This is a genomic window from Alteribacter lacisalsi, from assembly GCF_003226345.1.
In the GTDB taxonomy this organism is placed as follows: Bacteria; Bacillota; Bacilli; order Bacillales; family Salisediminibacteriaceae; genus Alteribacter; species Alteribacter lacisalsi.
This window is the reverse complement of sequence record NZ_PDOF01000005.1, coordinates 40,374-61,388: the sequence shown is the minus strand read 5'-3', so window position 1 is coordinate 61,388 and position 21,015 is coordinate 40,374. Positions and strand designations below refer to the sequence as shown.

Below are 21,015 nucleotides of genomic sequence, written 5' to 3'. Positions count from 1 at the left end.
TGCTTCTTGAATAAGCTGCGAGATGCTTCGACGCACACCGCTTCGAAGGACTTGCTGGCAGAGGAAGAAGCAGGAATCTTCCCGTGGAGGCTGAAGCGATGCCCGCGGAAAGCGTCCGCCTGCAGCGAAAAAAAAGAAAGCCCTTTTAAAAAGAAGAAGAACCGGCCATGTGCCGGTAGGAAAAAGGAGCAGAACAATGAAAGATTCCCAATCACCAGAGCGTGTGGACCATCTGCCGGGAACAGACATGCCGATTATTCAGCGAAAAGACGTGTTCGTTTTTTCAACCGATGCGGTACTCCTTGCAACCTTTGCAAGTGTTCCAAAGAAACGAGGAAGGATGATTGATCTGTGTGCCGGCAACGGTGCTGTACCCCTCATGCTTACACTCAGAACAAATGCTTTCATAGAGGCCGTGGAAATTCAGGAGCCCCTGGCAGAACTGGCCCGCCGAAATGTTGACAACAACAGCCTGAATGACCGGATCAAGGTGATCCATCAAAATATTAACGAACTGGACAGCGAAGTGGCCTGGGGACGCTATGATGTGGTTACATGCAACCCGCCTTATTTTCCCGTTTCCCAGAACAAGAGGGACATAAGTGAAAATGACCGCATTAACGTGGCCAGACATGAAATTGCCTGTACGTTTGATGACGTAGCCAGAGTCGCTTCCCGTCTCGTCAAAGACCGGGGACGTTTCGCACTCGTTCACCGGCCAGAGCGGCTGGCGGATATTCTGACTGCGCTTCGAAAGTACCAGCTTGAGCCGAAGCGGATGCAGTTTGTTCATCCAAAATCGGGAAAAGAAGCGAATATGGTACTCGTGGAAAGCCTTAAAAGAGGAAGACCGGGCGTAACCACTCTGCCGCCGATCGTAGTTTACGGTGATGACGGGCGGTATACCGGGGAATTCAGGGAATTGTATGAAACCTGGTGAGCATTGTGTATATATACTTGAATGCAGGGACAAGACGTATTATACGGGGTATACGAATAACCTTGATAAAAGAGTGAAGGCACACGGACTGGGAACCGGAGCCAAGGTATACGCGCGGGAGGGGACCGTTTACTGTGGTCTATACCATCCGCTTTGATTAGAAATGTGAAGCCATGAAGGAAGAATACCCGGATTAAACAGCTGACCAGACAGCAGAAACAGGTACTGATCAGAGAGTATGGAGGCAGTTAGTATGTATGTTCAGAAAAGCTTTAAGGATGACGGCGAATCGTCAGGCATTCTTTATCTCGTGCCCACGCCAATCGGAAATCTGGAGGATATGACGTACCGGGCAGTAAAAGTGCTCAAAGAGGCTGATGTTATTGCCGCAGAAGATACACGAAACACAATGAAACTGTGTCACGTTTTTGACATTGCGACACCGCTCGTGAGCTATCACGAACACAGCAGACAGAATCGGGAAGATCAGCTTATTGAGCGGCTGCTTAACGGAGAAACGGTAGCCCTTGTCTCTGATGCAGGGATGCCGGCTATCTCTGATCCCGGTCAGGATCTGGTGAAGCGATGCGTCGAGGAAAAGTTAAAGGTGGTTCCTCTGCCTGGTGCAAACGCAGCACTGACTGCTCTGATTGCTTCCGGATTGCCGACAGATATGTTTGCTTTTGTCGGATTTTTGAACAGGAAGAAGAAAATTAAACACGAACAACTGGAACAATGGCGCAGCAGCCGGGAAACACTTCTGTTTTATGAGTCTCCGCACCGCGTAGCCGCAACGCTTGGGGACATGCGTGAGGTGCTTGGTAACCGGAATGCAGTTCTGTGCAGGGAATTGACAAAAAAACACGAGGAGTTCCTGAGAGGAACATTGGAAGAGCTTCAGAAGCACTGCGAATCTGCTCCATTAAAAGGGGAAATGGTCATCCTGGTAGAAGGCCGGACCGGTGAAGAAAGTAATGAGGAAGAGCAGTGGTGGGAAGGTCTTGCTACCGCTGATCACGTAAAGGTATATATTGATAAGGGGATGTCGTCAAAAGATGCGGTTAAGGCAGTGGCAAATGACCGGAATGAAAATAAACGTGACGTTTATAAAGCTTTCCACACATAAAAAAGAAGCCTGAATCCCAAGCGGGGTTCAGGCTTTTCAATATCATTACGTCTGACTTATTTGGATTCCGCTTTTTCGAGATATTTCTGCAGATCGCTGATGATCTCCTGCGCACCTTGAGGGCTCAGGATGATTTTGCCGCCTGCAAGTGAAAGGTTGTCATCAGACACCTCTCCTGTAAGCTGGCAAGTCATGTTCGGCTTGTACTTCTTAAGCACGATGCGGTCATCGTCCACATAAATCTCAAGAGCATCCTTTTCTGCAATATCGAGCGTTCTGCGAAGCTCGATTGGAATAACTACGCGTCCAAGTTCGTCGACCTTTCTTACAATACCTGTTGATTTCATGAATCATTCTCCTCCCATAAAAGAAAAATTCGTGTTATTGTTGACAATGAAATAGTCAGTGTTCGACAAAATCTTTCAAACTTAGAATACCAACTCTTCCAAAAGAAGTCAATAAGAAAACGTTTAATTTCAAAGTTTAACAACTTTTCTTTCCTTATAAACCCTGACACAACAGCGTTTATCCGCAATATTACATTCGTGTGTCATTTTATCAATCGAACAGAAAACACGATATTTGAAAAAATGAAACTCATATTCCTATTTTTCCACTATACTAATTCGACACAGCCTTCCTGTTATTGTCGGTTATTTACGGCATTTGGAATTTTTCCGGGTAAATGACAGTTTTCCGGACCGGTTTTCATGTGCAGTGGGGACAGTTCGACATCTTTTAGCAGGAAAGCAAACCACCTCTCAATCTGTTCAGATCGTAAACCCGGGGGCATTGGACTGCCGTTACTGTCTTCCCTTCCGGACCTGTGGTGTATCTTTACCCCTATTGGGGAAAAATGACACCTTCATTTAACATATACAAGTTATCTTTTCAAATTTTTTCAACAATTTATTTTTACTGGCTGTTTAATCAGAAAGCAATCGGATCATACTTCTGAAAGAGGAACGGTTTTTCGGGGAAGGCAGATTCTTGACAGTGAAGAGGCCGTTCGGTATATTTTGAAGTAGAATTACGGTGATAAAAAAGAACATTTTTTCCGATGAACGGATGAGTAGAAAGATACCGACCGTTACCAGAGAGCCGGGAGAGGTGAAAGCCGGCACGGTGCGAACTTTCGAATATGGTCCGGGGAGGAGATCTGCTTCCGAGTGCTTAAAGCATAAGGGAGTGACGCAAGCCGGCGTTAACAGGCAGAAGTTAAAGTCCTGCGGCGGGACTCTAACTTACCGAGCCCTGTACTTGTGAAAGACGGGGAAATGTGGGTGGTACCGCGTGAGTATACAGCTCTCGTCCCTCTTATCAGGGGCGGGGGCTTTTTTGTATGGACTGAAGGACTTCCCGCCTCCACACTGATCACAGAAGAAAGAATCAGGCCGGACACAGATCCGGTCCGAAAATAAAGGAGGACCTTCTCATGACAAAAGGAGACAAAACGTTTTACATTACTACGCCAATTTACTATCCTAGCGGAAAACTGCATATCGGCCATGCCTACACAACGGTAGCCGGCGATGCGATGGCCCGCTACAAAAGAGCAAGAGGGTTTGACGTGCGCTACCTGACCGGTACCGATGAACACGGTCAGAAAATCCAGCGCCGGGCAGAGGAACAGGGCGTGACCCCGGAGGAGCTTGTCGATGAAGCAGCGGCAAACATCAAGAGTCTCTGGAGCAAACTTGATATTTCGTACGATGATTTTATCCGTACAACCGAAACCCGCCATAAAAAAGTAGTTCAGAAAATCTTTGATCAGTTTCTTGAGCAGGGTGATATTTATCTGGATGAATACGAAGGGCTTTACTGTACGCCATGTGAATCTTTCTTTACCGAGCGTCAGGCTGAGGACGGGAACTGTCCCGACTGCGGACGTCCGGTGGAAAAGGTTCGTGAGGAATCATATTTCTTCAGAATGAGCAAGTATGCTGACCGGCTGCTTAAGCATTACGAGGAAAACCCGGACTTCATTCAGCCCGAGTCCCGCAAAAAGGAAATGATCAATAACTTTATCAAGCCGGGCCTCGAGGATCTTGCTGTGTCACGGACCTCCTTTGACTGGGGTGTCAAAGTCAACAACAATCCTGAACACGTGGTTTATGTATGGATCGACGCGCTGTCGAACTATATCACATCTCTCGGTTACGGAAGCGAAGACGCGTCACTTTATGAGAAACACTGGCCGGCTGACGTTCACCTTGTTGGTAAGGAAATCGTCCGTTTCCATACCATTTACTGGCCGATTATGCTGATGGCGCTTGATCTACCCCTTCCGAAAAAGATCTTTGGCCACGGCTGGCTTCTCATGAAGGACGGAAAAATGTCCAAATCGAAAGGCAACGTTGTTGATCCGGTTCCGCTGATTGACCGTTACGGTCTTGATGCGCTCCGGTACTACCTTCTCCGTGAAGTGCCGTTCGGCTCTGACGGTGTGTTCACACCTGAAGGATTCGTTGAGCGGGTCAATTACGATCTGGCCAACGACCTTGGAAACCTGCTGAACCGGACCGTCGCCATGATCAACAAGTACTTTGACGGGGAAGTGCCGGCGTATGTAAAGGATGCCACCTCCTATGATGCCTCCCTTGTGGAACTGGTAAATGCAACAGTTGAAAAAGTGGAGACAGCAATGGATGACATGGAGTTTTCCGTAGCACTGACAGCAATCTGGCAGCTGGTCAGCCGGACAAACAAGTACATTGACGAAACACAGCCATGGATCCTTGCAAAGGATGAAGAAGCGAAAGAACAGCTCGGTTCGGTAATGTACCATCTGGCTGAATCCCTGCGGGCGGTTTCAATCATGATCGAGCCATTTATGACGGAAACACCGAAGAAAATTCAGGAGCAGCTCGGTGTGCACGAAGAAGCCGCTGAGTGGGAAAGCCTTCACCAGTTCGGCGGTCTTAAAGCCGGCAGCCGGGTGATTAAAAAAGGAACCCCGCTCTTCCCGCGTCTTGAAGTAAAAGACGAAGTTGCCTTTATCGTGGAATCCATGGGCGGCACGGTGTTGACAGAAGAAGAGAAGAAGCAGGAAGAAGAAAAGAAGAATGCACCTGAAGCAGAAGAAATTACGATTGATGATTTTACCAAAGTGGAATTGAGAGTAGCGGAAGTCATTGAGGCCGAGCCGGTGAAAAAAGCCGATAAGCTTCTCAAGCTTCAGCTTGACCTGGGCTATGAAAAGCGTCAGGTTGTATCAGGTATTGCCAAGCACTACAAGCCTGAAGAGCTCGTGGGTAAAAAGGTGATCTGCGTAACGAATCTGAAGCCGGTAAAACTCCGGGGCGAACTATCCCAGGGAATGGTTCTGGCAGGTTCCCAGGGTAAAGAACTGAAACTGGCAACCATTGATCAGTCCCTTCCGAATGGATCCCAGGTAAAATAACCGTCCGGTCATCGTCCTTCGTGTTGCACGAAGGACGATTTCACAGGTAAAACTCCTGAAGTTGATAGAACAGAAGCTTCGCTGCATGCCGTCCGTTCGCTTTCCGAGGCGATGCCGGCAAGCCTCCATTGCCGCAGGAGTTTCACTGCCGGCCTGAAGCTTCGTCCGTAATCAAGGGACGATATCCATCTGCATGGTACAAAGTTAATACCAAGAGATTCGTGTAGATTGTCGACAGTATAAAAAAAAGTATGGAGCGTAAGGCGGTGACTCCAGCGGGAATTGCATCAGCTGAAGACCCCGCAGGGCGTTTTTGCCGAGGAGGCTGAAGCGATGCCCGCGGAAAGCATCCGCCTGCAGCGTAATATAAAACAAAATGAGTATACCCTTCCGTCAGTTTTGCGAAGCTCCGCTGAACGCCATCCGCTCGCTTTCCGCGGGGGTGCCGGCGAGCCTCCGCGAGCTGCGCTCTGCGGGGTCTTACCTGGCCCCCACTGCCGCAGGAGTCTCGCTGCTGGCGTCAGCTGCGCATAATAGATGGTTACTGACTAAGAGGTGTACTTATTTAAAACAATGTTTAAGAACGCCTCCACCAGATACGCAAAGTAATAAAGGAGAATGATTATGCTTTTTGATACCCATGTGCATTTGAATGCCGATCAGTTTGAAGACGACTGCGAAGACGTGATCGCCCGGGCTAAAGAAGCAGGGGTCACAGAGATGGTCGTTGTCGGTTTTGATACCAAGACGATCCGAAAGGCGATGGCACTTGTGGAGAAATATGATTTCCTGTATGCTGCGGTCGGCTGGCACCCGGTAGATGCCATTGACATGACAGACGAGCGCCTCGACTGGATTGAAGAACTGGCTGCTCATCCGAAAGTCGTTGCCATCGGGGAAACCGGTCTCGATTATCATTGGGATAAGTCACCGAAAGACGTGCAGAAGGAAGTATTCCGTAAGCAGATCCGTCTTGCCAGAAAGCTCAAAATGCCGATTATCATTCACAACCGTGATGCGGATGCCGATATTGTCCAAGTGCTCAATGAAGAAAACGCCGGTGATGTGGGCGGCATTATGCACTGCTTTGCCGGGGACCTTAATATGGCCAGGGAATGCCTGGAAATGAATTTTTATATATCATTCGGCGGGCCAGTTACTTTTAAAAATGCCCGGCTTCCTAAAGAAGTGGCAACAGAGGTGCCTCTCGACAGACTACTGGTTGAAACGGATTGTCCGTTTCTTGCTCCGCATCCATACCGGGGGAAACGGAACGAGCCGGCTTATGTAAAACTTGTGGCAGAGAAAATTGCCGAACTGAAAGAGATGCCATATGAAAAAATTACCGAACAGACAAGAAAAAATGCACTCCGTCTGTTTGCCATAGACTGACACAATTCGTTGTCGAAGCTGAAGGGACTTTGTCTGAAATTGGGGCAAAGTCCTATTCTTTTACATACCTTTTTACCTGGACGCAGGGAGTTGTCGAATGAAAATGCTTTACAGAACCACAAATGCTGGACAATAATACTAGGAAATGATGCTTACGAGCGAATTGACAGGAAAGGTGGATCGGGGTAAAATGTGAAAATCGAAGGAGGCGTTCATACTATGGCAGACAGGATGAAGCGGTTTCTTGCCGGCTTAATGCACGGAAAGAGACTGGCCATATCCGGCGTCGGCCTTGCTATTGTGGCAGTGGCAGCTGTTTTTGCATTCTATGAAATTACGAAAACGAGTGTAACGATTTTTGCAGCCGATGATGAAGTTTTAGCTTCAACGCACGCCGTTACAGTAGAAGAGGTCCTGGAAGAACAAGGCATCGAATTGGGCATACATGATCACATTGAACCTGCACCAGAGACAGAGTTAAAAGAGGAACTCGATATTGTTGTTACCGAAGCAATTGAAATACAGATCCTTCAGGACGGAGAATTTGAAATCGTATGGACGACATCAGCAACTGTTGAAGAACTATTCGATGAACTGGGTTTTGATATAAGTGAACACGACCTGGTCCACCCCTCGCCGAACAGGGAATTATCAGCGGAAATGCTGGTTGTGCATAATAAGGCATTCGGACTGACTGTCTACCGGGATGGTGAAGAAGAAACCGCCTGGACGACTTCGACGACTGTCGCTGACTTTTTAAATCAGGAAGATATTACACTTGGTAAGCTGGACCGTGTAGAACCGGAGACTCATGAATACATAAGCGAATCTCAGGAAATAACCGTTGTCCGTGTAGAAAAAGTCACCGATGTTGTAGAAGAGACCGTTGATTTTGCCACAGTAAAGCGCAATGATTCCTCCCTTGAAGAAGGAAAAGAGGAAATTGTGCAGGGCGGCAGCGACGGCACATTGGAAAAACACTTTGAAATTATCATGGAGGACGGAGAGGAAGTCTCCCGTGAACTGATAAAAGAAGAATTGGTTGAAGAAAGTGAGGACCGAATTGTGGCCGTAGGTACTAAAGAGCCGGTTACAATTGCCTCTCGCAGTGCATCGTCCGGATCCTCTCCTTCATCCGGATCCTCAGGATCTTCTGAATCCTCTGGATCGTCAGACGCTTCGAGTTCATCCGGCGGCTCGTCCGGAAGTTCGTCATCCGGAGGCGGCACCAGCAGTTCCGAAAGCAGCAGTTCCGGATCGTCAGCTTCGTCGTCCGGATCATCTGGTTCAGGTTCATCGGGCGGCTCCGGTTCATCCGGAAGTTCCGAATCTTCCGCCGGAAGCTGGCAGACCTTTGAGGCGACAGCCTATAACGCCAACTGTACCGGCTGCTCCGGTATTACGGCTACCGGTATTGATCTGCATCAAAACCCGGATGCCAAAGTGGTGGCTGTTGACCCGAGCATCATTCCTCTCGGCTCAAAAGTCGAAATCCGCGGGCATGGGACATTTCTGGCCGGCGACACAGGTGGCGCTATTCAGGGAAGAAAAATTGATATTTTTATGCCGGACGGAGCAAGTTCGTTCGGAAGCCAAACGGTTGAAGTCCGAATTCTAAATTGATTACATGGCTGACGGGTAAAGCGGTACGCTTTTGTCCGATCAGCCTCTTTGTTTTGCTGTCCGTCGTTTGTCCGGCGCTTTCAGGCGGTGCGGTCCTAACTTCTCTTTGTGCGGGGCTCTCAATTAGGGTACTATGTATATACGAGAAAACAGTGTATGGAGCGATATTGTGAACATAAAAGAAATGATTGTAGTCGAAGGAAAAGACGATACGAAGGCACTTCGCCGTGTAGCGGAATGCGATACGATTGAAACGAACGGGTCGGCCGTGGGTGAAGCGGTGATTGAAAAGATCAGGCTTGCTGCTGAAAGACGCGGCGTAATTATTTTCACCGATCCTGATGCTCCAGGTGAGAAAATCAGGCGCACGGTCGAACAGGCAGTTCCCGGCTGCAAACACGCGTTTCTCTCAAGAGATGAAGCGAGAAGCACCAGAGGAAAAATAGGGGTGGAGCACGCATCGGACGAGGATCTGCTAAAAGCACTTGAAGCCGTGCGCACGGCAGGTCAGGAAGCGGAAGAGCAGATTACCGTTGATGATCTGATCGGTGCCGGTCTGATTGCCGGACCAGGAGCAAGGCGCAGCCGGGAGCGTCTGGGGATTCTGCTCCGGATCGGGTATGCAAACGGCAAGCAGCTTCACAGAAGACTGATCGAATTCCGCATCTCCAGACAGGAATTTGCCGGTGCACTCGAAGCCATGGACAATGAAATCCGGCCGGAATCAGATCCGGCTGCCGGAAAGAAGAGGGATCTATGAACAAAGATATTGCCACACCGAAACGCACAAAGGAAATCCTTGAAAAGCACGGCTTTTCATTTAAGAAAAGTCTCGGTCAGAACTTCCTGATCGATACGAATATACTGAGAAAGATTGCGGATGCAGGAGACATAACGAAAGAGACGAGTGCTATTGAGATCGGACCCGGTATAGGGGCGCTTACGGAGCAGCTTGCCAAGCAGGCGAAATCCGTTACAGCGCTGGAAATTGACCAGCGCCTGCTGCCAATTCTTAAAGAAACCCTTTCTCCCTATCCGCACGTAAACGTCATTCATCAGGACGTGCTGGAAGCTGACCTTCATTCGCTCATCCGGGACGAAATCGGCGAAAAAGAAGATATGGTCGTCTGTGCCAATTTGCCGTATTACGTAACGACACCGATCCTTCTGAAGCTTCTTGAGGAAAAGCTGCCGCTCAGAGCGATCGTCGTCATGATTCAGAAAGAGGTTGCCGAAAGAATCGCAGCAAAGCCGGGAACGAAAGATTACGGATCACTGTCTATCGCCTGTCAATACTACGCAGAAGCAGAAACAGTCCTGACTGTTCCTAAAACCGTTTTTGTACCCCAGCCGAATGTGGACTCCGCTGTGCTCAGACTGAGGATCCGTCAGGAACCGCCGGTAAAGGTCAAAGACGAAGCATTCTTTTTCAGGCTGATCCGCGGTTCATTCCGTCAGCGGAGAAAAACGCTGCTGAACAATCTGGTACAGCATTTTGACGCCAAAGAAAATAAAGCTTCTGTGGAAAGCCTTTGTGCAGAAGCCGGTATTGATCCAAAAAGAAGAGGAGAAACGCTCTCTATGGAAGAGTTTGCGGTTCTCAGCGACACCTTCTTTGCGAAATACGGCGAATAAAAGCTGGAAAATCACAGCCGCCAGGCACTGTTACGCCTTCTTACGCATACGTTATCGTGTGAGGAGGCGTTTGTCATGCAGGGGATTAAAGTCGGTCAGATCGTTGGCAGAGCGTCCTACAACTGTGATGTCCTGTTCAGGGTCATTGCGGTAAACGGGGCAACGGCTGAATTATTCGGGGAAGAAATGCGCCTTGTGGCAGATGCACCTGTCACAGATCTTGTCGTTATGGAAGAAGCCCAGCGCAAGGAGCATACGAAAGTTTTTCAGGAAAAAGAAGAAAGCTGCTATCAGTTGTTTCGTCAGGATCGTAAGCTCATACGTGAGCAATCCGAATATGAAATTACTTCAGGCTATACGGAAAAGCATGCTTTTTTTGAGCTGCCCGGCCGGATTCTTCATATCGATGGGGACCCGCTATATCTGAAAAAATGTACGGCTGTGTATGACCGGCTGGGTGTGCCTGTTTACGGGGTCTCCATCCCGGAAAAGGAAATGCCACTTCAGGTCGCTTCTCTTCTTGAAATGGTAAGGCCGGATATTCTCGTGATTACGGGGCACGATGCATACATGAAAAATAAAGGTGGGAAAGATGAACTGAAAGCCTACCGCAATTCTAAATACTTTATCGACGCTGTAAAAGAAGCGAGAAAAGTAGTGCCTTATATGGACAATCTCGTCATCTTTGCCGGTGCCTGTCAGTCTTATTTTCAGGCTATATTAAGAGCAGGGGCCAACTTTGCAAGTTCTCCGGAACGGATTAATATCCACGCGCTTGACCCTGTGTATGTTGTGGCAAAAGTAAGCCTTACACCTTTCATGGACCGTGTCGGACTGTGGGATCTGCTCAAGCATACCCTGACCGGAGAGCGGGGAATGGGCGGCATTGAAACAACCGGAAAGCTCAGAAGAGGGATCCCGGTTGAACAGGAAGAATACGAAGAATAATACGAGTGAGCTGCAGGTGCTGTCCTGGAGCTCTTTTCGGCTGTTATCTTAAGAAATTCAGGGTTTGGATGCATATTTACATAAAAATGTGAGAACTGCACAAACTATCCTCAGGCGTTTTTTATGGCGTTTTATGTCCTGAAAAACGGCAATTGACATACATCATCCGGGTTGTTATAATTTTAAGTTTTATTAAATTTGACAATTGTGTCGAATGGTGTTATTGTATATACAGTGAGGTGGAGTGTATGGGAAAAACGTTGATTGAAATCAAGCGTACGCTTGACGAAAATGTCGGCAAACGAGTCACGATTAAGGCAAATGGTGGAAGAAGGAAAACGATCGAACGATCCGGCCTTCTTGAAGGAACCTATCCTTCCGTGTTTATTATCAAGCTCGATCAGGATGCCAACGCTTTTGAACGAGTATCCTACAGCTACACTGATGTATTGACAGATACTGTTCAGCTATCACTGCCTGAAGAAGAAACTGCTACTGAATCTGTATAGAGTGTACATCACCTGCTTCAGGTGCGTCACCGGCGATTATTCAAAAAAACGTCCAAGGGAACGATCTTGGATCCTTTTTTGGATAATCGTTTTTTATTTTGTCTACTTAAGCTGCATGCGAACGTACGGCTTGCAGCGGAGCCAGGAGGATTACTTCTTCCGAGGAGTCTGAAGCGACGTCTGTTTTCGTCTGTACTCCCGGCCTCGTTCCACAAATTGTATTCCGCTTCCCTTCATGCCTGCTCTTGCGGCCGGGAATGATAAAAACGCCGCCGGATGAAAGGGAGTGGACGTGATGGGAAGAAGACGAGGTACCATGTCAGAAGGCTTTAAGAACGAGCTGGCAAAAGAACTGGGGTTCTATGATACCGTTCAAAAGCAGGGCTGGGGAGGCATCAGATCAAAAGATGCCGGCAATATGGTAAAACGGGCCGTGGAAATGGCCGAGCAGCGCATGGCAGAAGAGAACCGAAACCGACACTAATCAGATACGTTTGGCGGCAGGACCGGGAAGCATTTCCCGGTCCTATTTAGTACTTTAATGTTAAGTCCCGGTCTGATTACGGTCATACTGATAGGACATTCTGTCTCTGAACGGCTAACGTGTGATATTTGCTTCATGTCGGAACTGGTCGGTTCCTGCAAGGAGTGGTAAAATAGCGGAAGCAGGAAAGAACGGAACTAAAGTAGGTGGAAAAGATGCATCTTATTGAAAAAGCGCCCGCAAAAATTAATCTGACTCTTGATGTGCTTGGTAAACGGGATGACGGCTATCATGAGGTGGAAATGATTATGACAACGGTCGATCTTGCCGACCGGATTCACCTGACTCTCAGGGATGACGGCAGGATCAGCGTTGACGTGGATAAGGGGTTTGTGCCGGGAAATGAGCAGAACCTTGCATACCAGGCAGCCAAACTGCTTAAAACCGAGTTTGGTGTAAAAGCAGGTGTACATATTTTTATTGAAAAAAATATCCCTGTTTCTGCCGGGCTTGCAGGCGGCAGCACTGATGCTGCAGCCACCCTCAGAGGGCTGAACCGATTATGGAGGCTGGGAACGACGATCGATAAACTGGCGGAGCTGGGAGCAGAAATTGGTTCGGATGTGCCGTTCTGTGTTTACGGCGGAACGGCTATAGCCAGAGGACGGGGGGAAAAGCTTGAGCACATCCCATCGCCTCCTCCGTGCTGGGTCGTTCTCGTCAAACCGCCGATGGGAGCCTCAACGAAGGACATTTACGGCAAGCTTGATCTGGATCATCTGAAACATCCGGATACTGCTGCTGTCGTAAAGGCAATCAGAGAAAAGAATTTCCGCGGCATCTGTGAAGGGCTCGGAAATGCCATGGAAGACGCTACGTTTGGACTTTATCCGGAAGTGAAAAGTCTGAAGGAACGTGTGAGAAGTTTTGGAGCTGAAGGTGTTCTGATGAGCGGCAGCGGACCGACCGTCTATGCTCTTCTTCAGAATCAGTCACGGGCCGACCGGATTTACAATGGACTGAAGGGTTTTGTCAGCCAGGTATTTGTCGTACGCCTTCTCGGAGCAAAACATCATCTGTGAACAGAGTCGGTTTGTAAAATCCGTATGAAAATGATATATTTACATTAAAATATTCGGTTTTTACACGGAGGTACTCGATGAAATTTCGCAGAAGCGGCCGGCTGGTCGATATGACACATTATCTGATGGAGCATCCGCACCAGCAGGTACCCTTAACTTATTTTTCAGAACGTTACGAATCAGCTAAATCATCCATCAGTGAAGATCTGTCCATCATTAAGGAAATCTTTGAGTCGAGAGGCATCGGAAGCCTTGAGACGGCAGCGGGTGCCTCTGGAGGGGTCGTGTATATTCCTTCTGCGAGCCGCGATTACAGCGGGCAGATTCTTAGAGACCTGTGCGAAAAACTGGAAGATCCGGGGCGGCTGCTTCCCGGAGGCTACCTGTATATGATGGACATTATCGGAGCTCCGTCTCTCGTTCAGGCGATTGGCAGAATCTTTGCGTCCCATTACCGGAACGCCCAGGTCGATGCCGTCATGACGATGGCCACGAAAGGAATCCCTCTGGCTTATGCGGTTGCCGGGCATCTGAATGTTCCTGTCAGCATCGTGCGCCATGAGCACAGAATTACAGAAGGTTCGATTGTCAGCATAAATTATGTATCCGGTTCGAAAAAAAGGATCCAGACGATGTCCCTTGCCAGACGCAGTCTGAAGCCCCATTCAAATGTGCTTATTATCGACGACTTTATGAAAGCGGGCGGCACTGTCCGGGGGATGATGGATCTCGTTCACGAGTTTCAGTCCACGGTTGCAGGCATCGGTGTTCTTACCGAGGCAACACATGCCGAAGAACCTCTCGTGCAGGATTATGTATCACTCACGCGTCTCTCCCAGGTCGATGAGCGAGGAAGCAGAATCAAAGTGGAAGTGGGAAATATACACGATTAAATATGAAACTCCGGACCTTATATGGGACGGAGTTTTTTCAATTGGCTCTGTTAAAGTCAGTTGTTGATTTTCTCTCACTGCGCTCCCTTTCCGCGGGCACCACTTCAGCCTCCTCGGGAAAATCGCCATGCGGGGTCTTCCGTCGGTGCTGTACCCGCAGGAGTGTCGCTTGTTCGTTCCAATCAACTTGATTAAATCAACATTAAACTTTAACAGAGCCTTTCAATTAGGCTCTTTTCACACAGACTGTAAGGAATTCCGGACACTTCACTTGCTTCTGCTGGCATAGGTCTTGCATGATAATACAGCGTAGTAAAGGTGAACGAAAATATGAGGAGGAATAAACAATGCGGAAAATTGTCATTGCAAGTGCAGCACGTACACCAATTGGAAGTTTTGCAGGTGCCCTGAGTGAAAAAACAGCGGTGGAACTGGGCGTAATCGCAGCTAAAGCAGCAATAGAGCGGGCCGGCATTCGGCCTGAGGAAATAGAAGATGCAGTAATCGGAAATGTCCTGTCAGCCGGACTGGGTCAGAATGTTGCCCGTCAGGTGGCGGTAGGGGCAGGTCTGCCGGACACAGTACCGGCTATGGCAATTAATAAATTGTGCGGATCCGGCCTTCGTTCGGTAAGTATGGCAGCCCAGTTTATCGCTCTTGGTGACGCAGACGTTATGCTTGCCGGAGGGACGGAAAGCATGAGCAACGCGCCGTATGTTCTCCCATCGGCCCGGTGGGGACAGCGGAAGGGAGACGGTAAAATGATTGATACCATGCTGCATGACGGTCTAACGGATGCCTTCGGCAGCATGCATATGGGCATCACGGCTGAAAACATCGCTAAAAGGTGGAATCTTTCACGGGAGGAACAGGATGACTTTGCGCTCACAAGCCAGAATCGTGCAGAAGCTGCACAGAAAGAAGGCCGGTTTGCTGAGGAAATCGTACCCGTAGAAATTCCTCGGCGCAAAGGAGAGCCGGCTGTTGTAACGGACGATGAATTTCCAAAGCATGGGATGACTTTGGAGAAACTGGCAAAACTGAGACCTGCATTTAAAAAAGACGGAACCGTGACGGCGGGCAATGCTTCCGGTATAAATGACGGAGCGGCGATGGTTGTTGTGATGTCAGCAGAAAAAGCGGAGAAACTCGGCATTGAGCCCCTTGCTGAAATTACTTCCTACGGACATGCCGCACTCGACCCTGAGATCATGGGATACGGGCCTGTTCCGGCAACTAAAAAGGCCTTACAGCGTGCCGGTCTGACTGTAGATGATCTGGATCTGATTGAAGCCAATGAGGCATTCGCTTCACAGTCACTCAGTGTAGCCCGCGATCTCGGTCTTAACCGGGAGAAGGTCAACGTAAACGGAGGAGCCATTGCCCTTGGGCATCCGATTGGAGCGTCAGGTACACGTGTTCTCGTGACACTTCTTTATGAAATGAAAAAAAGAGATGTGAAACACGGGCTGGCGACACTGTGCGTAGGCGGAGGTCAGGGCACCTCTTTAATTGTATCGCGGTAACGGGCATATGGAGGAGGCTGACTTATAGGTCTCCTCTTTGCTATACTGATTTCAGCATCTGGGTACGGAACGAACATTGAAGGCTGGTGACAGCCTCTTACAAAGACAATACAGGAGGCTGGAATGCAGTGGATACAAAAAGATTCTATCCTGCGAAAGCGGCAATGAAAAAGCCGGCCGTGGTACTGAAAACAGACGAAAGCATTCAGGAGGCGGCGGGGAAAATGTATCACATGAAAGATGCTGATGCACCGGTCGTAAACAGCAGCAGTCAAGTCGTGGGTACACTTTCAGGTGATTCGCTGATGACCGCGATGATGAAGGGACTGCCGCCGAAAACAAAAGTCGGGGAAATTATGGGCAGAAACCTCACAACCGTCCACGAAACAGAAGACCCGCTGCATAAGCTTAAATGGAAGCCTTCCTCACTTCCTGTTGTAAATGACAGACAGGAACTTTCGGGGATTCTGCACCCGGACGAGTGGCTTACCTTCCTCGAGTCAAAATGGCGGCACACAGAAAAGCTTTATCAGTCGGTACTGGACACGGCAACAGCGGGGATTATAATCGTGGACAGTCAGCAGGAGATTGTTTATGCCAATGAGCAGGCCGGCCGCCTGTTTGAGGAGGACAATGTTGAGCTTGCAGGCAGCCAGCTTGAAGCCGTATTACAGGGTGAACAGTTTAACGATGTCCTTTATGACGGAGCGGACGAGGAGAACTACTCGCTTCTTTATCTTGACTGCCGGCTTTATGTCAGAAAAAAGAAGCTCAGTATCCCTGATGACAATCAAGCCTGTTACGTGCTCCGTTTTTCACGCTCCGGTCTTACCCCTGTCTCTGCCGATGATGAAAGCTGGAAGGAAAAAGCGGAGCAGATGGAGGCGATTATTGAACTTGTCTACGACGGGATCATTATTGTCGATGAGCATGGGATTATTACAATGATCAGTCAGGAATATGCTGATTTTCTTGAAATGGAAGTCGATCAGATTGTCGGCCGCCATGTGACGGATGTGATTACCCATACGCGCATGCATATTGTGGCGCAGACCGGTAAAGCGGAAATCGCTGATATTCAGCCGATCAAAGGAGACTATATGATTGCCACCAGGCTGCCGATTTTCAAGAAAGGCAAACTCGTCGGAGCGGTTGGAAAGGTGCTTTTTAAGAATCTCGGCGGTTTTAAGGCCCTTAAAAAGCGGCTGGAAAGTCTCGAGAAAGAGCTTGCCTCCTACCGGGGGGAGTGGAGTGAAAGCAACCGGGCGAAATATCATTTTGAACAGCTTGCCGGCACGAGCGAGCCGTGGAAGAAAGCGAAAGATCTGGCTGCCAAAGCTGCCGAAGCACAATCAAGCGTGCTTCTACTCGGGGAAAGCGGCACGGGAAAGGAACTCTTTGCCCACGCTATTCACAATGCCAGTTCCCGTGCACCGGGGCCGTTTGTGAAAGTCAACTGTGCGGCGATTCCAAGTGATCTGATTGAATCAGAGCTCTTTGGCTACGTAGAAGGATCCTTTACCGGTGCGAAACGAGGCGGAAAAAAAGGAAAGTTTGAAGCTGCTGACGGAGGGACAATTTTTCTGGATGAAATCGGGGAGCTTCCGATCCATATGCAGGTAAAACTTCTGAGAGTGCTTCAGGAGCGCGAAGTTGAAAAGGTAGGCGCAACAACAGCCTCCTCTGTGGACATTCGGGTGATTGCGGCAACGAACCGGAATCTCGAGTTGATGATTCAGGACGGGGACTTCCGACTCGATCTTTACTATAGACTGAATGTGTTTTTAATTCAGATTCCGCCCCTCAGAAGCCGCCCTGAAGATCTTGACGTTCTCGTTCCATACTTTCTGAAAAAACTATCTGCCAAGCTTGGGAAAGAAGTAAGGCACATTGACGCAGCAGCTATGAATGCCCTCGCTGCCTATAACTGGCCCGGCAATACAAGGGAACTTGAAAACGTGATTGAACGGACAATTAACGTTGTTAATTCCTATGAGACGATTAGTCTGCCGCACCTCCCTGAAAAAATAACCGGTGCTGAAGCAGCGTTAAGTCCAGCACCGCTGGCGGAGCAGCTGCAGAAAGCAGAGAAAAAAGCGGTTACGGATGCGCTAAGATATGCGAAGGGCAACAAATCGAAGGCAGCCCGGTCACTCGAAATCAGCCGGACAGCCCTTTACGAAAAAATAGCACGTTATCAATTATAATCTCAAAGATTTCTTTGAGATTTTTTTGTGGAATTCAGGGTAAAAAAGGAGAAAAAACACAAAGTGTCAGATTAATTTAACACCCATTCGAAAAAAACCGGTAAGTGTCCGTACTTTCTGACAACTAATATGAGAGCACTTTAATTAGTGTAAGTTTTTCCGAACAGTTCTGCAGGCTGAAAAAAGAAAGCGCATACATAAAGAGGCGGTTTCTGAAGAAAAGCGTCCTGCAGAACTGGCACCGTTCTTGCATTAACAGTCAGGTATCACATATCTCACTGCAGGTGAGACAAATTTGATACCGGAGGGGAACGTTTATGAGCAAAGTGATGTCAGCGAGAGAAGCGGTAAGTAAAATTGAAAGCGGATCCATGGTGGCAACCGGCGGGTTTGTCGGCAACGGGCATCCGGAGGAATTAACGAAAGCACTTGAAGAACGCTTTCTTGAGGAAGGGGCACCAAACGATTTATCCCTCGTCTATGCAGCAGGACAGGGAGACGGAAAGAACCGAGGCCTTAATCATCTGGGACATGAGGGGCTTGTAAAAAAAGTTATCGGTGGACACTGGGGCCTTGCTCCAAAGCTTCAGAAGCTTGCGATTGAGAATAAAATCGAAGCTTACAACCTGCCCCAGGGAGTCATCACCCACCTGTTCAGGGATATTGCAGCAGGAAAGCCCGGCACGATATCCCATGTGGGGCTGCGGACGTTTGTAGATCCCCGGAATGACGGCGGTAAAATTAATGAGGAAACAACAGAGGATCTCGTTGAACTTATGGAATTTAACGGACGGGAATATCTGTTTTACAATACATTTCCGATTCATGCAGCCATCATCCGTGCCACATACGCTGACGAATTTGGAAACGCCACTATGGAAAAGGAAGCAGCGAGCCTGGAGGTTCTCTCCATCATCCAGGCGGCGAAAAATTCCGGCGGGGTCGTCCTGCTGCAGGTGGAAAAAGTGGTGGAGAGCGGCACACTGGACCCGCGGATGGTAAAAGTACCGGGAATTCTTGTGGATGCCATTGTTGAATCGGAACCTGCCAATCACATGCAGACGTTTGCCGAGCATTATAATCCCACCTATTCCGGTGAAATCAAAGTGTCACTGGATAAATTGAAACCGCTTCCTTTAAACGAGCGGAAAGTGATTGCACGGCGCGCGGCAATGGAATTGGTTCCGAATGCCATCACCAACCTTGGTATCGGTGTCCCTGAAGGGGTGGCGTCGGTAGCCAGTGAGGAAGGCGTTATCGCTGATATGAGACTCACAGTGGAATCCGGACCGATCGGTGGTATTCCGGCTGGAGGATTAAGTTTTGGTGCTTCCACCAATCCGGATGCGATTATCGATCAGCCCTACCAGTTTGACTTTTATGATGGGGGCGGACTTGATCTCGCTTTTCTCGGATTGGCCCAGCTTGACCAGGATGGAAACGTTAATGTCAGCAAGTTCGGTACGAAAGTAACCGGAGCAGGCGGATTCATCAATATTACACAGAATGCACAGAAGGTTGTCTTCTGCGGTTCCTTTACAGCAGGCGGTCTGAAAGTGGAGGTCGCGGACGGGGAATTAAAGATTATCCAGGAAGGAAAAATCAAAAAGTTTATCCGTGAGGTGGAACAGGTGACCTTCAGCGGCCCGTATGCATCAGAGCTGAAGCGGCCGATTCTGTATGTGACCGAACGGGCAGTATTTGAACTCGGGCTCAACGGCCTCGTACTGAAAGAAATTGCACCTGGTACCGACCTGCAAAGGGACATTCTTGACCAGATGGATTTTGAACCGGTGATCTCAGATGAACTGAAGCCGATGGATGCCGCTATTTTCAGAGATGAAAAGATCGGTCTCGGTCATGCCTTCAGCAGACCTGATGCCGTGATGAAATAAAAAGACTGAGAGGAGGACATTTCAATGTTTGGTATTATTCTAGGTTTGGCACTGCTTATGTTTCTGGCGTATATCGGATGGTCCATTATCTGGGTTGCGCCGATTGCAGCCGGGGTTGTCGCACTAACCGGAGGGCTTGATCTGCTGGAAGCATACACAGGTACGTATATGGAGGGGTTCGTCGGCTTTGCTAAGACGTGGTTCCCCGTATTTATGCTTGGGGCAATCTTCGGAAAGCTCATGGAGGATACAGGGATGGCCCGGAGTGTGGCCACTGCCCTGACGAAAGTCATTGGAACAGAGCGGGCAATCCTCGGGGTACTCGTTTCTGCTGCCGTTCTTACTTACGGCGGGGTAAGCCTGTTTGTTGTCGTATTTGCCGTTTATCCCCTTGCCCTGGCGCTGTTCAGAGAAGCAAACATCCCGAGAAGGCTGATGCCGGCAACTGTGGCACTTGGAGCGTTTACGTTCACCATGACGGCCATTCCGGGAACGCCGCAGATTCAGAACCTGATCCCGACCGAGTACTATTTTACAACGGCGATGGCAGCGCCGGTCATGGGGATTTCAGCTGCCGTTGTTATGGCGGTGGGGGGCTATCTGTATCTCCGCTGGCGTGAGAAAAAACTTGTTGCTGCAGGAGAAGTCTTTACGGAACCAAAAGACAAGAATATGGTAACAGAAGAAGAAGTGGGCAAAATTCCCCACGTTGCGCTTTCATTTCTGCCTCTGGTGATTGTCGTCTTTACACTGAACATTTTTAACTGGGATATTGTGGTCGCTCTTATTGCAGGAATCGTGGCAATTATGCTTTTAAACATCCAGAAATTCCGCGGATTCACAAAAGCCATCAACGGCGGTGCAGGCGGATCGGTTATTGCCATTATTAATACGAGTGCCGCAGTCGGTTTTGGCTCAGTTGTCCGGGCTGTTCCCGGTTTTGAAGATCTTACCCGGCTCGTGCTGAGTGTGCCCGGTAATCCGCTTATCTCCCAGGCAGCGGCGATCAACGTCCTTGCCGGTGCTACAGGGTCCGCTTCAGGGGGAATGGGGATTGCACTTGAAGCACTCGGGGACCGGTATTATGAAATTTCAATGGCTACAGGGATTCCGCCTGAGGCCTTTCACCGGGTTGCGTCCATTGCTTCAGGGGGACTGGATGCCCTGCCGCATAACGGGGCGGTATTAACCCTGCTTGCCATTACAGGTATGAGTCATAAGGAATCGTACAAGGACATCTTCGTTGTCGGTGTACTCATTCCGGTAGCCTCGGTGTTCGTGGCGATTCTTGTTTCCACCCTTTATCCTGTATTCGGTATTCTTTAAATAAGTATACCCTTCCGTTAGTTTAG

18 protein-coding genes are annotated in these 21,015 nt (G+C 48.9%); 17 read left to right on the top strand and 1 reads right to left on the bottom strand.

From position 1 onward, the window contains the following. The first annotated feature begins 196 nt into the window (after nucleotides 1-196). The 3 genes from CR205_RS19775 (at nucleotide 197) to rsmI (ending at nucleotide 2,066) form a co-directional block, all read left to right on the top strand. Complete coding sequence (locus CR205_RS19775; RefSeq protein ID WP_110521879.1) at nucleotides 197-940, top strand: tRNA1(Val) (adenine(37)-N6)-methyltransferase; 744 nt, start codon at nucleotides 197-199, stop codon at nucleotides 938-940. Then, complete coding sequence (locus CR205_RS20825) at nucleotides 891-1,097, top strand: GIY-YIG nuclease family protein (protein WP_328587739.1); 207 nt, start codon at nucleotides 891-893, stop codon at nucleotides 1,095-1,097. The genes CR205_RS19775 and CR205_RS20825 overlap by 50 nt, the downstream gene beginning before the upstream one ends. A gap of 96 nt (nucleotides 1,098-1,193) precedes the next feature. Continuing rightward, nucleotides 1,194-2,066, top strand: a complete 873-nt coding sequence (gene rsmI, locus CR205_RS19765) for a 16S rRNA (cytidine(1402)-2'-O)-methyltransferase (RefSeq protein WP_110521878.1) — start codon at nucleotides 1,194-1,196, stop codon at nucleotides 2,064-2,066. 56 nt (nucleotides 2,067-2,122) lie between these two features. On the opposite strand, the gene CR205_RS19760 is transcribed toward rsmI, so the two are convergent. Further along, complete coding sequence (locus CR205_RS19760; protein ID WP_110521877.1) at nucleotides 2,123-2,413, bottom strand: AbrB/MazE/SpoVT family DNA-binding domain-containing protein; 291 nt, start codon at nucleotides 2,411-2,413, stop codon at nucleotides 2,123-2,125. Nucleotides 2,414-3,501: 1,088 nt separating this feature from the next. Here CR205_RS19760 and metG point away from each other — a divergent pair. From metG to CR205_RS19685, 14 genes are all read left to right on the top strand, one after another. Then, nucleotides 3,502-5,469, top strand: a complete 1,968-nt coding sequence (gene metG, locus CR205_RS19755; protein WP_110521876.1) for a methionine--tRNA ligase — start codon at nucleotides 3,502-3,504, stop codon at nucleotides 5,467-5,469. A gap of 624 nt (nucleotides 5,470-6,093) precedes the next feature. Continuing rightward, nucleotides 6,094-6,861 (top strand): TatD family hydrolase, encoded by a 768-nt coding sequence (locus CR205_RS19745; protein WP_110521874.1) that lies wholly within the window; start codon nucleotides 6,094-6,096, stop codon nucleotides 6,859-6,861. A 219-nt stretch (nucleotides 6,862-7,080) separates the two neighbouring features. After that, a complete protein-coding gene (locus CR205_RS19740; RefSeq protein ID WP_236634933.1) occupies nucleotides 7,081-8,484 on the top strand; it encodes a G5 and 3D domain-containing protein in 1,404 nt (467 codons plus the stop codon). Between the two features lie 169 nt (nucleotides 8,485-8,653). After that, the gene (gene rnmV, locus CR205_RS19735) at nucleotides 8,654-9,244 is read left to right on the top strand and encodes a ribonuclease M5 (RefSeq protein WP_201745424.1); all 591 of its coding nucleotides are present in this window, start codon (nucleotides 8,654-8,656) and stop codon (nucleotides 9,242-9,244) included. Continuing rightward, complete coding sequence (gene rsmA / locus CR205_RS19730; RefSeq protein WP_110521873.1) at nucleotides 9,241-10,119, top strand: 16S rRNA (adenine(1518)-N(6)/adenine(1519)-N(6))-dimethyltransferase RsmA; 879 nt, start codon at nucleotides 9,241-9,243, stop codon at nucleotides 10,117-10,119. Before rnmV ends, rsmA begins: the two co-directional genes overlap by 4 nt. A gap of 75 nt (nucleotides 10,120-10,194) precedes the next feature. Next, nucleotides 10,195-11,067: a sporulation peptidase YabG gene (yabG, locus tag CR205_RS19725; protein WP_110521872.1), complete on the top strand. Its 873-nt coding sequence runs from the start codon at nucleotides 10,195-10,197 to the stop codon at nucleotides 11,065-11,067. A 248-nt stretch (nucleotides 11,068-11,315) separates the two neighbouring features. Beyond that, a complete protein-coding gene (gene veg / locus CR205_RS19720) occupies nucleotides 11,316-11,576 on the top strand; it encodes a biofilm formation stimulator Veg (RefSeq protein ID WP_110521871.1) in 261 nt (86 codons plus the stop codon). A 295-nt stretch (nucleotides 11,577-11,871) separates the two neighbouring features. Continuing rightward, on the top strand, nucleotides 11,872-12,060 hold the full coding sequence (locus CR205_RS19715) for a small, acid-soluble spore protein, alpha/beta type (protein ID WP_110521870.1): 189 nt from the start codon (nucleotides 11,872-11,874) through the stop codon (nucleotides 12,058-12,060). 215 nt (nucleotides 12,061-12,275) lie between these two features. Continuing rightward, on the top strand, nucleotides 12,276-13,142 hold the full coding sequence (ispE, locus tag CR205_RS19710; protein WP_110521869.1) for a 4-(cytidine 5'-diphospho)-2-C-methyl-D-erythritol kinase: 867 nt from the start codon (nucleotides 12,276-12,278) through the stop codon (nucleotides 13,140-13,142). Nucleotides 13,143-13,219: 77 nt separating this feature from the next. Beyond that, nucleotides 13,220-14,035, top strand: coding sequence for a pur operon repressor (gene purR / locus CR205_RS19705; protein ID WP_110521868.1), 816 nt, complete (start codon nucleotides 13,220-13,222; stop codon nucleotides 14,033-14,035). Between the two features lie 347 nt (nucleotides 14,036-14,382). Further along, nucleotides 14,383-15,561, top strand: coding sequence for an acetyl-CoA C-acetyltransferase (locus CR205_RS19700; protein WP_110521867.1), 1,179 nt, complete (start codon nucleotides 14,383-14,385; stop codon nucleotides 15,559-15,561). Nucleotides 15,562-15,689: 128 nt separating this feature from the next. Then, nucleotides 15,690-17,768 carry a sigma-54-dependent Fis family transcriptional regulator gene (locus CR205_RS19695; RefSeq protein WP_110521866.1) on the top strand — a complete coding sequence of 693 codons (2,079 nt, stop codon included), beginning with the start codon at nucleotides 15,690-15,692 and terminating at the stop codon, nucleotides 17,766-17,768. Nucleotides 17,769-18,085: 317 nt separating this feature from the next. Continuing rightward, a complete protein-coding gene (locus CR205_RS19690) occupies nucleotides 18,086-19,663 on the top strand; it encodes an acyl CoA:acetate/3-ketoacid CoA transferase (protein WP_110521865.1) in 1,578 nt (525 codons plus the stop codon). A gap of 24 nt (nucleotides 19,664-19,687) precedes the next feature. Next, nucleotides 19,688-20,989, top strand: a complete 1,302-nt coding sequence (locus CR205_RS19685) for a GntP family permease (protein WP_110521864.1) — start codon at nucleotides 19,688-19,690, stop codon at nucleotides 20,987-20,989. Nucleotides 20,990-21,015: the final 26 nt, after the last annotated feature.